The sequence below is a fragment of the Propionibacterium sp. oral taxon 192 str. F0372 genome, assembly GCF_000413315.1.
Classification (GTDB): domain Bacteria; phylum Actinomycetota; class Actinomycetes; order Propionibacteriales; family Propionibacteriaceae; genus Brooklawnia.
The window spans coordinates 1,468,232-1,483,415 of the sequence record NZ_KE340297.1 but is presented as its reverse complement, the minus strand read 5'-3'; the positions used below and the strand labels follow the sequence as shown (position 1 = coordinate 1,483,415).

12 protein-coding genes are annotated in these 15,184 nt (G+C 63.5%); 1 reads left to right on the top strand and 11 read right to left on the bottom strand.

The window, feature by feature from the left end; all coding sequences use genetic code 11:
- Together HMPREF1531_RS06910 and HMPREF1531_RS06905 are read right to left on the bottom strand one after the other, a co-directional pair.
- Positions 1 to 924 carry an ABC transporter ATP-binding protein gene (locus HMPREF1531_RS06910; protein ID WP_016669217.1) on the bottom strand — a complete coding sequence of 308 codons (924 nt, stop codon included), beginning with the start codon at positions 922 to 924 and terminating at the stop codon, positions 1 to 3.
- A gap of 162 nt (positions 925 to 1,086) precedes the next feature.
- Positions 1,087 to 1,773, bottom strand: coding sequence for a response regulator transcription factor (locus HMPREF1531_RS06905; RefSeq protein WP_036897423.1), 687 nt, complete (start codon positions 1,771 to 1,773; stop codon positions 1,087 to 1,089).
- A gap of 237 nt (positions 1,774 to 2,010) precedes the next feature.
- On the opposite strand from HMPREF1531_RS06905, the gene HMPREF1531_RS06900 reads away from it, so the two are divergent.
- Positions 2,011 to 2,769 carry a DsbA family oxidoreductase gene (locus HMPREF1531_RS06900; RefSeq protein WP_016669215.1) on the top strand — a complete coding sequence of 253 codons (759 nt, stop codon included), beginning with the start codon at positions 2,011 to 2,013 and terminating at the stop codon, positions 2,767 to 2,769.
- Positions 2,770 to 2,807: 38 nt separating this feature from the next.
- On the opposite strand, the gene HMPREF1531_RS06895 is transcribed toward HMPREF1531_RS06900, so the two are convergent.
- The 9 genes from HMPREF1531_RS06895 to HMPREF1531_RS12890 all read right to left on the bottom strand — a co-directional run bounded on the left by HMPREF1531_RS06895 (position 2,808) and on the right by HMPREF1531_RS12890 (position 15,179).
- Positions 2,808 to 3,437, bottom strand: a complete 630-nt coding sequence (locus tag HMPREF1531_RS06895) for a queuosine precursor transporter (protein WP_016669214.1) — start codon at positions 3,435 to 3,437, stop codon at positions 2,808 to 2,810.
- Between the two features lie 128 nt (positions 3,438 to 3,565).
- Positions 3,566 to 4,396 (bottom strand): FHA domain-containing protein, encoded by an 831-nt coding sequence (locus HMPREF1531_RS13260; protein WP_198011005.1) that lies wholly within the window; start codon positions 4,394 to 4,396, stop codon positions 3,566 to 3,568.
- Positions 4,393 to 5,703 (bottom strand): vWA domain-containing protein, encoded by a 1,311-nt coding sequence (locus HMPREF1531_RS06885; RefSeq protein ID WP_016669211.1) that lies wholly within the window; start codon positions 5,701 to 5,703, stop codon positions 4,393 to 4,395. The genes HMPREF1531_RS13260 and HMPREF1531_RS06885 overlap by 4 nt, the downstream gene beginning before the upstream one ends.
- Before the next feature lie 17 nt (positions 5,704 to 5,720).
- On the bottom strand, positions 5,721 to 6,815 hold the full coding sequence (locus HMPREF1531_RS06880; protein WP_016669210.1) for a PP2C family protein-serine/threonine phosphatase: 1,095 nt from the start codon (positions 6,813 to 6,815) through the stop codon (positions 5,721 to 5,723).
- On the bottom strand, positions 6,812 to 9,274 hold the full coding sequence (locus HMPREF1531_RS06875) for a serine/threonine-protein kinase (RefSeq protein ID WP_016669209.1): 2,463 nt from the start codon (positions 9,272 to 9,274) through the stop codon (positions 6,812 to 6,814). Before HMPREF1531_RS06875 ends, HMPREF1531_RS06880 begins: the two co-directional genes overlap by 4 nt.
- A complete protein-coding gene (locus HMPREF1531_RS06870; protein WP_016669208.1) occupies positions 9,274 to 10,596 on the bottom strand; it encodes a hypothetical protein in 1,323 nt (440 codons plus the stop codon). The genes HMPREF1531_RS06875 and HMPREF1531_RS06870 overlap by 1 nt, the downstream gene beginning before the upstream one ends.
- Entirely contained in the window at positions 10,593 to 11,855 is a 1,263-nt protein-coding gene (locus HMPREF1531_RS06865; protein ID WP_016669207.1) for a hypothetical protein, read from the bottom strand. The genes HMPREF1531_RS06870 and HMPREF1531_RS06865 overlap by 4 nt, the downstream gene beginning before the upstream one ends.
- Positions 11,852 to 13,543, bottom strand: a complete 1,692-nt coding sequence (locus HMPREF1531_RS06860; protein WP_016669206.1) for an AAA family ATPase — start codon at positions 13,541 to 13,543, stop codon at positions 11,852 to 11,854. Before HMPREF1531_RS06860 ends, HMPREF1531_RS06865 begins: the two co-directional genes overlap by 4 nt.
- A 127-nt stretch (positions 13,544 to 13,670) precedes the next feature.
- Positions 13,671 to 15,179 (bottom strand): ABC transporter permease, encoded by a 1,509-nt coding sequence (locus HMPREF1531_RS12890; protein WP_016669205.1) that lies wholly within the window; start codon positions 15,177 to 15,179, stop codon positions 13,671 to 13,673.
- Between the last annotated feature and the right edge of the window lie 5 nt (positions 15,180 to 15,184).

Here is a 15,184-nt window from a genome sequence, read left to right as displayed (position 1 = left end):
TCAGGCCCCTTTCACCAGGTCGGCGAAAAACTCTTCGAGACTTGCCCCGCGGGTTTCAATACCACGAACCTCCACGCCGCGGCCCACCAGGGCGGAGTTGATCCGGGATGCTTGGTCCAGATGGTCGGCCAAGATCACCTGGCCGCCCGTTGCACCGGCATCATCGGCGATGCGGAAGGTGCGGATATCCAGCTCCTCCTCCAAAACGGTCGCCGCAGCAGCGGGATCGGCAACATCGATGCGCAGGGTGTGCTGGCAGCGAGAATGCAGCTCAGCTGCGCTCATCTGCGCAAGCAGCCTTCCCCGGTGAATGAACCCATAGTGGGTAGCGAATAGATCGAGCTCGGCCAACAAATGGGAGGAGATCATGACGGTCGTCCCATCCTGCCTGGCCCGTCGCACCAATTCGGTGCGGACCGTGGCCATCCACATCGGATCCAACCCGTTGACCGGTTCATCGAGAATCAGCAGTTCCGGATCGCCCAATAACGCGATGCCCAGCCCCAGCCGTTGCCGCATGCCCAAGGAAAACTGCCGTACCTTCTTGCGCCCGGTGTCTTGGAGGCCAACCACTTCAAGGGCCTCCCTGGTGCGATGCCGGCCAGCGATGCCGCGTTGGATGCGGATCGCTTCGATGTTCTGCTCCGCGGTCAGGTCCAGGGTCAGCGCGGGGGATTCGATGAGTGCCCCAATGCGACGACGCTGCAGGTTCAGCCCCGCCCCGCTGTCTTCGAACAGGGACAGGGAACCGCCACTGGGACGGGCTAGTCCGGTCAACAACCTGATGAGGGTGGTCTTCCCTGCACCGTTTTGCCCAATCAGCCCATAGATCTGCCCGGCCTCGACGGTGATATCCACCTCGTCCAGGGCCGCTGTCCGGCCGTACCGCTTGGTCAGACCCGTGGTCTGCACCACAGTGCTCATCACACGACCTCCTTGTTCCGACGACCACTTGAACACGAGAACATCAGGAGATGGTCAAGAAACCGTCAAGAACGATGTCAAGACTTCACTAAATTCCCCCGAACTGGCGATGACAAGCCAAGATTTTCTCCGGCTGCGACGAGGAGCTGTTCTCCGGCAGTCTCACTCCTGCGGCAGCAGGGTGTAGCCAATGCCCCACACCGTGCGCACCGGATCATGTCCACCGGCCTCCCGCAGCTTGCGGCGCAGATTCGACATGTGCACATTGATGGTGCGTTCCTCGTAGCCGTATTCCTCTTCCCAGACTTCGGAGTAGAGCCGGGATTTGGAATGCACCATGCGCGGGTTGCGGGCCAACACGGCCAGCAACCCGAACTCTGTGCTGGTCAGCTGCACTGCGCACCCGGCAATCTCCACCCGGTGGGCATCCTCATCGACGAGCAATTCCCTCACCCGATGCACCGTTCGCTCCGGATTCGGGTTGCCGACTCTGCGCAGCGTTGCCTCGCACCTGGCGACCACCTCGTCAATATCGAAGGGTTTGGTGATGTAGTCGTCGGCTCCCAGGTTGAGCAGATCGATCTTCGTCCGGGTGGTCTCCCGGGCGCTCACCACAATTACCGGCACCTGGGATCGTTCCCGGATCACCCGCAACACCTCGTCACCGCTCTTCCAGGGCAGCATCAAATCGAGCAGCACGAGATCAGGGTGTTCGCTGTGGGCCAACCGCAGTCCGTCAGGACCGGTGAAAGCCTGGACCACCTTCATGCCACGCTCGGTGAGAATCTCGGCGAGCAGCTGATTCGCCTCCCGGTCGTCCTCGACGACGAGCACCGTCACCTGGTCCATGGGCAAGAGACTACGCGACTCGGTGAAGCTCTCCGCACAGCAGCAACCCATCATGATGGGAAGATCGATAAGTCCCGTACCATCGCAAATCCCCATGACACGCGGGCTATCCGAGGGCCTAGGGCTTCCCGCCACAAGACAAGAAACTGTAGGGGACCTCGTGAATGGAGGTTGTCTCCGGGTGGAGGCATTCCCCGCAATGAGACACGAGCTTGCCCGACCTGCGAGGATGGGCTCATGCGAGTCGAAGTCTGGACGGATGTCGTCTGCCCCTATTCCTGGATCGGTGTCACCGAGTTGCTGAAGGCGATCGACGCTTTCGATCATTCCGACGAGGTGGAACTCGTCCACCGTTCCTTCGAGATCGATCCCGACGCGCCGGAGACTCCGGTGTCCCTGGTCGAGGACCAAACCGCCCGCTACGAGTTGTCGCAGGCCGAGGCAACGGCCAACAACGAGACCCTGGCCGAACTGGCCGCATCCATCGGGTTGAACTTCAACTGGCGGGCCGCCCAGATGACCAATTCAATGGATGCCCACCGGGTGCTGCAACTGGCCAGAGCCGAGGGCAAGGGCGACGCGGCCCAAGCACGTTTCGCGCATGGCTTTTTCACCGACGGCGAGGACCTCTCAGACCACGAGACGATCGTGCGGCTGGCTACCGAAATCGGTCTCGATGAGACCAGGGTGCGTGAGGTTCTCGGCTCAGTCGAGTTCGCCGAGCAGGTGCACGTCGACGAGCAGGAAGCCATCGCCCGCGGTATCACTGGTGTGCCGTTTATTCTCTTCGAAGGCCAGTGGGCGGTGTCTGGAGCACAGACAGAGGAGACCTTCCTCGAAGCCCTGGAGACCGTCAAGGAGAACATGGACAACCCCTATGCCACGATGGGCGGGGGCTGCGGCTGCGGCGGAGGAGGTTGCGGCTGTGGTGGCGGCGGAGCCGGTCACGGTCATTCCGGTGGCTCTGGTGGTGGCTGCGGCTGCGGCGGTCACTGACAACGAGTTGAGGGCGGCCCGGATCGGCGTCGCAGCCCTTAGCCCTCGACGGTTCCATAGCTGGGTTCGTGGGCCTTCACCCAGCCGATGACCCGCCCGGTCACCGGCATCAGGGCAAACTGCACCAATACCTTCCACAGGAATCCAAAGAAGGTGTAGGAGGCCCACTGCCCCACTGTGGAGATCCCGATCGCAGAGGCCGCGATGGTACAGAAGATGATGGAATCGACGGCCTCCCCCACCCCGGTGGCCGAACTCAGCCGCTGATAGAGCCGTGATTCCTGATGACGCTTCTTGCCGCGCCACATGATGAACGAATTGGAGCTCTGCCCTGCGAGGTAACCACAGACCGAGGCCAGCACGACGACCCACACTGGCCCGAGCGCTACTTCCAGGGCCTGCTGCTTGGCAAGACCGTAGTCATCGCCAAAACCAGGAAGGACGATGATCACCGAATAGATGATCACCGAGAAGATCGATCCGGCGAAGCCTGCGATAATCGCTCGCCGGGCTGCCTGCGGCCCATAGATCTCGGTGATCATATCGCCCAGGATGTAGCACAGCGGGAACATGAAGAAGGCCGCGTCGGTCACCACCGGTCCAAAGACCACCCCCTTGGATGCACCGATCGCAGAAAGCACGACGATGAGCACCAGCGCAGCGAGCATCGAAGCATAATGTCCGGATCCAGCAGAGGCATAGCGCGGTGTGTTCGTCACGGCCGACAATTTTAGGGGCGCGATTCTGCTAGAGGTGATCGGTGATGACAACACCGCTCGGAGGGCATCGGCATGGCTCAGAGATTGGATTCCTGCAGCAAGGCGGGGCGCACCACGATGCGGGTCCAGGACCCCACGAGGATACGATCATGATGGCTCACCTCAACCCGTCCGGAGATCGGGGTGTCGGGGATCGAAGCATCCACCCGGGAAACATAGGTGCCGTTGGCCGAACCAAGATCCTCGACGAACCAGCGACGCCCGTCGGTGACCAGGCTCGACTGCCGACGCGACACCCCGGAATCGGTGACCAGATCAATATCCGGCTTGCCAGAGGAGGAGGAACGCCCGATCACCACCGTGTCTTTGCGAAGGCCGACGATCACAGGTTGGCCAGGCGACGGCAATTGGTCGGGTCCGCCCTGAGCGGCATGCCAATCCGGATCGATCCAGATCTCCGCCACCCATTTGGTGGCATCCGCCTTCCGCACTGGCCGCTCCGGGGAAGCCGCAGGTCTTGACTGCTGCCGGGGGTCGGGACTCCGCACCGGGCCGGGCGGAACACGCGGTGGAACTGCCGCTGGCCACATCGCAGAAGCCGCAGGCTGGCGCATAGGAGCATTGACGGGAGGCTGCGGCACCGTGGGTCTGGCAACTGGTCGCTGCGGGGCCGGTCGCTGAGTCGCCGGAGCGGCGGCTGGTGCCGGAGGAGCACCCGCAGGCCGGACCCCCGTCAGGTAGTCATAGCCGCAGGATTCGCAGAACATGGCGTCGCGGCTCGCCGGGGTCCGGCACACCGGGCAGGTCTGCAGGGTGGTGGGCCTCTGCGAAACCGTGGGCATCACCGCACCGCAGACCGAGCAGTAGTCGTCACTCGACGAGACATGACCGTTCGGGCAGTTCATCATTGCTCCAACGAGACGCCGGCGACCCCACCCTCACCGCGGGTGCGCACCGTCTTTGTCGAGGCGGTATCCAAGGCCATCTCATCGGCCTTGTCCACCTGCTTCTTCAGGCGCACCGTTCCGGTGGCCACATCGACGACGTCGACAACCTTGCGCAGCCTGGAGGTGGCCTCCGAGTTGCCGGTCTCCGCCGCCAGCTGGACGGCACGCCCGAGCCTGGAGGTGGCCGTCGACAGATCTCCGGACTGCTTGGCCGCCAGGCCCTCCTGGATAGCCCGGGCCAGCTCCGCCTGCCCGGTGTAGTGGGCGACCTCGCCATTGATCGGCGCGGTCAGCGAGTCATCCTCTGACCACACTGCCTTCACCAATCCTTGGGTACGGGGCTGTTCGTTGACGACCAGTTGCACGCGGGCCGCCAGTTGCTCTTGGCCCAGTGCCCGGGCGGGCAGGCGAACCGCAACGTGGTAGTCACGCTCCTCGTCGCCCCAAGCACCGGTGGGGATATCGACGGTCAGCGGGTTGACCGGGGTAGCAGTACGGGTGAGATCTTCGACATCGGGAGAAACCTGACGCACGAACATCAGCTGGGCGCCCTGCGGAATCCAAACCCGCAGATTGGCGCTGGAGACACCCCGCGACATCGAGGTCTGCATGATACGAGCGAACTCGTCGGCCATCTTCTCCGGGGTGGGGATAATATCCAAGGAACCCATCAGTGCCCGGGAGATCTTGCGTACCTCGGAAACCACCCAATAGGTGCCAACACCGCGGCAGTCACACTGGAACAATCCCACGCAGGAACGAATCGCGCTGTCGAGCTGATGAGGGGTCTCGTGCTCGTCGGCTCCATCGGTCAGCAGAAGGGCGTGGCATTGGCTGAGTGCCCCACCCATCGAGTTAAACAGAGCCTTGGCTAGCGAAAGCCACCGCCCAATCGCGGTGCCGCCGTTGGAAACCAGCCGGGATATGGCGTTCTTCGCAGCGCGGCGGTTCTGGTCATTCATCACCACCATACCGGGCCCAGACTGCACCAAGGGGAAGGCGAGATAGGCCTCATGGGTGCCCGAGATGACGGCGAAATAGGTGCCATTGTTGATGTTGTCCAAAGCGACCATCGCTGCCTGGCGGGCAGCCGCCATCGAACGCTGCCCCATCGAACCAGAGCAGTCGATGATGATAATTTCCCCGGCTGCGCCGTCGGTCCCCGCCTGGCCCGCCCCGGAAACCTGGATCCGAACGATGGCGTTGACGTCTGTTCCGCCATCGGGCAGGAATTCGTTCTGGTAGACGGTCGAGGTGAACTGTGCCACGTGATCTTCCTTCCGACTCAGCCGCGCAGCCGCACGGTCGCCGAGTCCAATTCGTTCTCCGCTGCCTCTTGTGTCTCGCTGCCGGGCTCGACGGTAACCCTGGCCACGGCGACGGTGACATTGTCCGCCCCACCTTGGGTATTCGCCCAGCCGACAAGACGCGATGCAAGTTCCAGCGGGGTGGGTTCGCCGAGTTCACGAACAATCGCCGCCACCAACTCGGACATCTCAGAGGGATCCGATGCGTAGTTCCACAGCCCATCGGAACAAACCAAGAACCATCCGTCACCTTCCGCGGTGGCCACTGAAACCCGGGGCCGCACATCGGGAGCGTCCCGGCCCAGCCACCGGGTGATGACGTGCCCGTACTCGCCGGTCTCGGCGGTGAGCCGGTCCATGCCCGCATCCATCTGTTGCTGGGCCATCGAATCGTCAATGGACAACTGCATCGCGGCACCCGAATCTGGCAGCCAATAGACCCTGGAATCCCCCACTGTCGCCGACAGCATGGAACGCCCGTTGAGCAGGCCGATGGCCAGCGTGCAGGAAGCCGGATTCTGCACCTGGAGATCGGAATTGTCCAAAACGGCCTGGTTCGCGGCGAGGGCCACCCCACCAAGCACCTCTCCGGTCGCGGCCTGAACCGCCTGCGGGGAAAGATCCCAGTCGAACTCAGCGGCATTCACCGCGGCGACCGCCGCATGGGCGGCCGACAACGAAGCCTCAGCGGAATCGGCTGCCATGGATACCCCGTCGCAGACGACAAGTACCGCCCTACCTTGCTCGAAAGCCGAAGCGTCAAGGGCAAGCGCATCTTCATTGCCCGGGTGGCGCACACCACGGTCGCAGACCCCGGCCACCCAGTCGCAAGAGGTCATCTCGTAGTGCATCCGCGGGTCGGCAGCCTTCTCACCACAGATAAGACAGTATCCGTCGAAATCAATTTCCCCCGAGCACTTCGCGCAGGTGATCGGCTGCGGCAAAAAGGTGCGCACCGGCTGGCTCACGCCCCCCGGAACCCCGGGCGCTTCATCGGGAACATGTGAAGCACTCAGGCGGAGCTTAGGCTTGGTATTCGCCGACGGCGGCTGACTCCAGTTGATCTCGTTCACAGCAGGCTCCACTTTCGTACGGCGTCGGCCTCGGCCAGGTATTCGCGTCGATCATCATCGCTCGGCGCCCATTTGGCAAGGTTACGGTAAGCCTGCTCCTGCAGGGTACGCAGGTTGCGGACCGTCGCGGGTTTACCACCGAATTTCTGGGTCACCGAGAACCGGGATTTCTTTGCCGCTCCAATGGCGCGATCCAGCACTTGAACCTCCAAGGTGGCGGTGGTTTGCGGGTCGAACTGGGCATCATGGATCGAATCCCAGGCAGCCGACAGATCGGCCAGATCTGTCCCCCTACCCATCAGCAGCTTGGCCCGCTCGGCCCGGGCATCCTGGTAACCGCGAGAGGTGGGCGGCACCAGGGTATAGGCGGCCAGGGCGCCCTCTTCGTCCCCGCGGGCCCGTCTGATCCTGGCCAGGGCGAAGGCCGAGGGAGTCAGATAGTTCGGGTCGGTGGCCGCACACAACGCATACAACTCCTCGGCCAGCTCGGGACGGTCGGAGTACTCACAGGCCGAGGCCAGGACGAATTTCGGTGCCAACTCGCCAGGTACCTGCGCATAGACCGTGTTGAAGGGCGCCACCGCGTCGTGCCAGCGGTTTTGTTGGACGGCCAGCACGCCCTGCATCCACACGGCCCGCCAATCCCAGGGGTCGGTGCGCAGCATGTCCTGGATGACGCTCGAAGCCAATCGGGTTTGTCCCGTCGCCAAGGCCAGTTCGATCTTCGCGAGCTGCACCTGGGCGGTGGTCCGCGGCGCCTTCCCAAGAGCCGCCATGCGTGCCTTGGCATCATCCACCCGCAACTCGGCTAGCCAGTCGGCCATTGGATCCGAAGGATCAGGTAGCAGCCGCGGTAACTGGGTCCAGTCGAAGCCCTTAGCGACGGTTATCGGTGGGGCGAACAGGGTGGATACCGGTCCGGTGGTCGCCCCGCCGGAGCGGCGACGGGCCACCGTCTCGTGCAGCACGCCCAATGCCTGAATGCGCATGTCCTCGGCCGATTGGAAACGATCGGTGGGCTCCGGGGCACAGGCCCGCTTAACCAACCGGTAGAAGGAATCGTTCGCGGCAAAGACCGGCATCTTCGACAGCGGTGGCAAGGAGGTCTGGTATTCGGTCTGGTAGCCCTTGAACTCGGTGGCCATCACCGCCAGGGCACGACCGATCGAGTAGATGTCGGATGCGATCGAAACCCCCTTCTCGACCACCTCGGGGGCTTGGTAGCCCAAGGTGCCGAAGATCGCTGAGGTCTGGTCCCCCGCCGACTGCACCGCCCCCAAGTCGATAAGTTTCACTGCATCCCCTACCTGCATCAGGTTGTCGGGCTTGAAGTCGCAGAAGATGAGTCCGGATTCGTGCAGGTACTTGAAGGCTGGCAAGATCTCAATGATGTAGGCCAGTGCCCAGTCCACCGGCAAGGGATCATGCTGGCCGGAATTGGCCGCCATCCGATCCTTCAACAACTGAGTGATCGAACGACCGGGCACGTATTCCATGATGATGTAGCGGGCATCGCGGTGCTCCACAAAGTTGTAGATCTCAACGATCAGCGGGTGCTCCACCGCTGCCAAGAACTCCTGCTCGGCCTCGGCGACCTTTACCGCTTCGGCGTCGGCTGAGTTGAGCAGGCCCTTGAGCACCACCCACCGGTTCGAGACGTTGCGGTCCCGGGCTAGATAGATCCACCCCATGCCGCCATAGGCGATCGGCCCAGCCACCTCGTACTGGTTGGCGACCAATTCTCCTGCCGAGATGGAGGGCTGGAAGTCGAAAGACGTCCCACACTTGGCGCAGACCCCGGAGACTTCACCGGGTTGGCTGCCGGTGCCCCGGCCCACCGGCGCCTCACAGTTGGCGCAGGTGCGACGGTTCTCGGGCACCACTGGATCGGCGATGACCGCCGAAGCCGGGTCGATGGCCGGGGCCGGTGGGACCGTGGTGATGCCTGCACCGATCCGTGACCTGGCGGTATAGGCATCCGATCGGCTCGGGGTGCGCCCCGAATCCTTTCCTGCCAAGGCCGAGCCCAATAGCACCGTCGCCAATTCCGCCGAGGTGGCGGTGCTGGACAAGGTCGTGCCAAGCAGTTTCGGGGAGGGCGGCTGCCCGCAATGATCGCAGTAGCCGTCAACGATCGTTCCCCCGCACCCAGGCTGGGGGCAGACGCCGCCCTGAGAACCGAGGGGGCGCTGCTGGGCTCTACTCGGCGCAGGGGCGGCAGGACCAGGGCCACGTACCGGGCCGCTGGGCTGGGCAGGCTGCTGGGTCGGCGCCAAACGGCGAGCCGGGCCCTGCTGAGCAGGCATAGAACGGCGAACCGGGGCCGATTGAGCCGGGGCCTGGGCACGCCGTGAGATGCCGGTCGGTGTTTCCTGCTGTCCGGTGGCGGCAGGCAGACCACAAACATCGCAGTAGCCATAGGAGATGGAGCCGGAGCATCCGGGTTGCTGGCATTTCATCAGGAATCCTTCCGGGTCGCAGACCAGCGGCGTACTCCGGCACGAGCCGCGACAAGCAGTGCCGACAGATCGGCATCGAGATCACCCAACAGGTCATCCACCGCCTTGATGAGCTGGTCAGCATGACCGACGGCGTCATCTGCCCCGGGAGTGGTTGGCTCATTGGCTTCGGTAGGGCCCGTTTGCTTTGTTCCGTGCTCTTCCGCGGTGCCGGATGTATCGGTTGTGCCGGATTCGGTGGCCTGCACCGAGGCTTCTGGTTCGGGCCCTGCGGAAGCATCCGGCTCGTTGCTGGGGGGTGTTACAGCGGCCGGAAGCGGCTCCGGCGCTGGGACCGGCGGGGTCTGCATTGCCGAGGAATCACCGGGGGAAATGTGACCGGTGATCTGTGACTCACGCAGTGCCTTGGCCCAGGCGCTGTCGATGTGATCCATCGCCACCGCCACCCTTTGAAGGCGCTTTTCGTACTCCGCACGGGTCTGAACATCAGTCGGCAATGGGCCGAGGGCGGTGACGTCAGGAATGGCGTAAACAGGAGGAGAAGCCACCATCGGGGCGATCTGGGCGATCATCTGCTCTAGTTGTTTGCCGCGCGCGATGAGATCGGCGCGCAGCTGGCCGAGCGGGTCTTCGGAGGCCCCGCCCGCACCGGAAGTGCGACGCATCACCCCACCGACGATCAGGTCACGCTCAAAACGTGCAGATTCGGATTCAAGCGGGCCAAGCAGCCCACCGATGTCGCCGCCACGGTTCGCTTTCTCGTTGATTTCAACGAGCCGGGCCTCCAACTCGGCCAACTTTGCTGCGGATGTGGATGCCCGGTCCGGGGGTTCGAGCGCCACTTGGTCACGTAGGCGTTCCATGGTGGCGCGCACGTCACGGAGTCGCCCGACGGCCTCGGTGCCCAGCGGGTCGAGCTGCAGCCGGGAACGTAACTGGGCGGTCAGCGCATCCGACATCCGGCAGGCCTCAGGCAGGGTCATCCCACCTGCGCCGGTTGCCCCGGCAGAACCCGGCTCGTCGAGCCGCCCCCAGATGAGGGACGACAGCTGCTCCAGCTGGGGCGCCAGCACCCGTCCCCCGTCCCACGTGGCGAGCAGCCGGTGGAAGCGGTTCTGGATTGCCTGCCACAACTGCAGGCCGAGCATCACGTCTCCGATAAGGGGCTGGGCGTTGTTCGCGCGAACTGCCTCGTCGAGGGCGTCCAGCTCGGAGCGTCGGGCGACGAGCCAGCTATCTAGGGCGCCGAGATAGCCACGCATCACATTCGCATCGACGGCTTGCCCGAGCTTTCCGGGGGCTTGGGGAGCGGTGGCGGTCATCGGTACCTCCTGACGATCCTGGAAAGCCCGACAACCGATGCAATCGCAGCCGCGGCCATGAGAATGGCCACCATGTTCGACTTCTGCTCTACCGAGGAGGCCCGCCCGCCAACCGTCGAGGCCAGATCGCCGTGGGAATTCTTGATCTGGGTGGCCGACCAATCACGCACTTCCGTGAAATCGCTGGCGGCGGGGAGACCGCCATTGAGCGTGCCATCAGCCATGTCCTTTTGCAGCGTCTCGAAGGAAGTCCCAAAAGCGTCGATATGCTCAAGGACGGTCTGGTTTGCCGGGTCGAGGGCCGCGACGGCGTCACGCACGGTGGGGAGACTCGCGGTGAACTCATTGGAGATGCCGTCCCGCGTCGCAGCGCTGCTCACCACGTAGCGCAGCTGGGCATCACGGGCAGCACCCAAGGCCGAATAGGCCGAACCCGCAGTGGCAGCACTATCAATCGACCGCGCCGAGGTCCCGTCGGACAAGGACCCAACAAGCTGCGACGACTGCCACACTCCAACTCCTGAGAAGGCCAACGCGGCGACCAGCCCGAGGTTCAGCACCCGCCGGGTGCGCTTGGCACAGTGGATGCTGGCCAGCACGATGAGCAGGCTGATACCGCCCATCCAGACGATCACCGCCCAACTGGCCGAGTTACGGGCATCCTCAATGTCCTGCTTCTCGGCCGCGATGAGGGAATCGAGGGTGGGCAGCACCGATTCGCGCAGTTGGTTGCTGGCGGTGTTCACCGCATTCGCATCGGTGCCTGCGGCCGATACAGCCGCCACGTAGGTAACCACCCCGGAGGAGACCTCTGCCAACTGAGTGAGTCGATCATCGTTCGTTCCCGCATCGCTGGCGACATCGGCAGCCGAGGTGAGCGCCTCCATGGCAGCCCCTGTCTCAGCCACCACCTTGCCATTGCCAGGAGCCAAGGCGTTCGACAAAGCCACGGAATTGGCGACCAACAAATCACCCTTCGCCTGGTTGAGGTGCAGCATCATCTGTGCTGACTGCTTAGCCTCGATCAGCGAGGAACTGGTTGAACGCAGCACTCCGGGCGCGAAAACGGCTGCCGCGACGCAGGAGACCACGAGCACGGCACGCCACCAACCAAGCACCGTCGCGGTGGGAAGCCCGGTGCGGGAATGCTGAACTGTTCCCGTTCCTGCCCGCCTGGCGGTAGCAACCGCCGTACCAGCTGGAGGGGCGCCCCACTGGGGTACGGGGCCTGTCCTGGTGACCGGTCGGGGGCCGCTCATTGCTGCTCCTCGTCGGCGGCTGGGGTGGGTGATGCGCTCCTGGAATCTGGATTGCCGTCCTCGTCGTCATCGCCCCCGCCGGTAGACGACTGGACATCACCGCGGATGAGTTCGTCCCCCGGGGATGCAACCTCGTCGCCGTAGAGATCTTCAGGCAGCAAGGTGCGCAGCAGTTCGACCGTCGGGGCCGTCTCATCGCGCAATCGCCACGCTTGGTGACCGATCGCTGCTTCCAGCACATTGCGGCAGTAGCGGCCATTGCCAAAGGTCTCGTCACGAAGCTGACGGCTCAGCATGTCGGCAAAGGCATCAAGGCAACCATCGGCCAAGTCGTAGTCGGAATTGGCCACCATCGTGGTGAAGATCTGGGTGAGTTGCTCGTCGGTATAGTTAGCGAACTGCATCGTGGTACGGAACCGTGAGGCCAGTCCGGGATTCTCGGCGATGAAGGTTTTCATCGGACCGGGGTAACCGGCGACGATGACCACCAGGTCATCGCGGTTGTCCTCCATCTCCTTGACCAACGTGTTGATCGACTCCTCGCCGTACTGGTCACCAGATAGCGAATAGGCCTCATCAATGAACAGCACCCCACCAATCGCGGAGGCCGCCACCTCCGATGTCTTCGTCGCGGTCTGGCCCAAATAACCGGCTACCAGTTCAGAGCGGTCCACCTCGACGAGCTGCCCCTTGGAGAGCAGACCCAAGGCCTTGTAGATGCCGGACACCAACCGGGCGACGGTCGTCTTGCCGGTGCCCGGATTACCGACGAAGACCAAGTGGCGGGTGATGGTAGGCACCTTCAGCCCAGCATCGGCCCGCTTGGCCTGCACCTTGAGAATCGCGGCCTGACGACGGATCTCCGACTTCACTTCGTCGAGTCCGGTGAGCTCGTCAAGTTCGGCGAGTAGCTCCTCCACCGAACGCGGCTCCTCCTCCGGTTCGGGTTGCTCGGCACCGGGTTGTTCTGGGGACTGGATGGCCTGGACGGGAGCCTGCTCCTGAACCGGGGCTGCTCCAGGGTTAGGGGCATCGCCGGTGGGCAGGGCGGGTGAGGTGGGAAAGGATGGGATGAAGGACTGGGTGCGCATCGCTTCCAGACGGGCCTGATTCTCCTGCATCTGAGCAAGTACCCCAGAGAACATCTGGTTGCCCACCTTGGAGAACTCCTCCATCGCCTTGAGCCGGTCGGCGGAGGCCTGCACCTGGGGGGGAAGCTCGAAGGGGTTGGTCCCGGGCATTGAGGTGGACCCGGGCGGGGATTGCGCAGGGACTGCCGACTGAGTGGGGGCACCCCCCGGCGTCGGGGCCGTTCCTGCCTGGGCCATCAATGCGGCGGATGCGTTCTCCGCAACCTGGGCATTGGGGGTGCCCAGCAGACAGGAGGCTTGGATCACCTTGGCAAGGGCATTGCGGTAGGAATCGGCATTGGCGCCACTGAGCGAAGCCAACGTTGGCGTGGGCACGACGCGATATCTCCTGCCCTTGGCTGCCGCCGCGAAGAAGGCGGTCGCGTCGGCGGGAATTTCTTGGGCACTGGCCCAGTCTTGGAAGGCCCCGGGGGCTGGCTCCGCGAGGGCCGCAGCCAAGTGGAGTCCCTCATTTCGCGCGGTGTCGGCATCGATATCCAGGTCCTCGGCCACCTCGGCCAACTCTGCCAGTGCTGAACGCAGCGAATCGCTCGTCATTGCCGTCCTCCGGTCCTCATCGCACTACCGGCCACGGGGGTCGTGGCCGACAGCCCATTCAACCTAGCATCCGAGGTGGACATTTCAGGATCGAGATCACCCCGAGACTGGCCTGATTCGCCCTGATTTACTCAGATCGGATCGCAGCCAGCGGGGAAAGCTTCATCGCCCGCTGGGCTGGCATAACTCCAGCGAGGGTTCCGATGAGCGTCGCGAAGATGACCGATGCCAGAGCTAACCAGACCGGGATGATCGAGATCGGTTTCGGGTCTGAACCAGCCACCGAGGTAAGCCCGGCCAGCGCTGCATTCATCACCAAGGAGATCAACCACGACAAGATCAGACCCGTGAACCCACCAAAGAATCCGATGAAGGCCGATTCGACAAGGAACATCCGCCTGATGTCACGTAACGAGGCACCCAGAACCTTCATCACGCCGATCTGCTTGGTGCGCTCGTAGACCGACATCATCATCGTGTTAGCGATACCGATGGCCGCGACCAGCAAGGAGATGAAACCGATCGCTCCAAACACGGCTTGGACGATGCCTGCGGTCTGTTGCATCTGCTTGATCAACTCAATATTGGATGTAGTGCTGTAACCCTCCTGGCGCAGCTCACTAGTCAGTTCTTCGGCCCGCTGCGGGCTCTCAGCATTCAGATACACCTGGGAGTAGACGAAATCGGTTCCGCGTGGCCTTCCGTCGGCGGTGGCGGGCTGACCCGGCAGCGCCTGAGAAGGATTAGCCTTGCGCATCGCATCAATGAGCCGGTCCAAGTCGACAAAGGTACTGAAGTCGTCGGAGGAGTAGGTATTGGGATTACCGGCCAGCACCCCGCTCACCGGTGCGACGACCTTCCTGGGCGCCGATGATGCGAACCCACCGGTGGTGCCGCCACCCGTCGTGGAACCACCGCCCCCGCTGGTGCCACCCATCGCCCCGCCGCCAGATCCGCCGGTCGTCCCACCACTAGAGCCACCTGTCGTCCCATCCGTCGTGGAACCACCGTCCCCGGTGGTGGTACCGCTGCCGCCAGCCGCCCCACCGCCGCCGGTGGGGGAATCAGAGGAGCCCTGGATGCCGAGGTCGACAAAGACCTGCTCATGCATCCAATCCATATGTCCCTGTTCTCCCTGCTGCTTCTGGGCCGCGGAGACACCGAACTCCCAGTCCACCTTGGAGCCCATCACCAGTGCAAACCCATCGCCACGCGTTGGAATCTGGCCCTGGGCGAGCTTGAACCCCTGGGATTCCATGGCATCGGCCGGGATGCCGACCACCGTCAAGGAACCCGACTTCCCGCCGGCGGTCGCCTTGAGACTCACCTGATAGACGGGAACCACGGCATTCACCCCGGCTATGCGCGACAGATTCTGAATGGTCGATTTGTTCATCACCTTGGTGACCTTGCGACCATCCTCGGAGGTGTTCTCGCCGCCGGTCACCGTTACCCTGGTAAGGCTCGCATCGTCGGCGGAATCATCGACCAGGGATTGCGACATGCCCACACCCAGCGAGACCATGACGACCACCGACATCGTTCCGATGATCACACCCAACACCGTCATCGCGGTGCGAAAGAACCGTTGACGCAGCGCGCTGAGACTCGATTGGAGCAGATCAGACCACTTCATCGCCA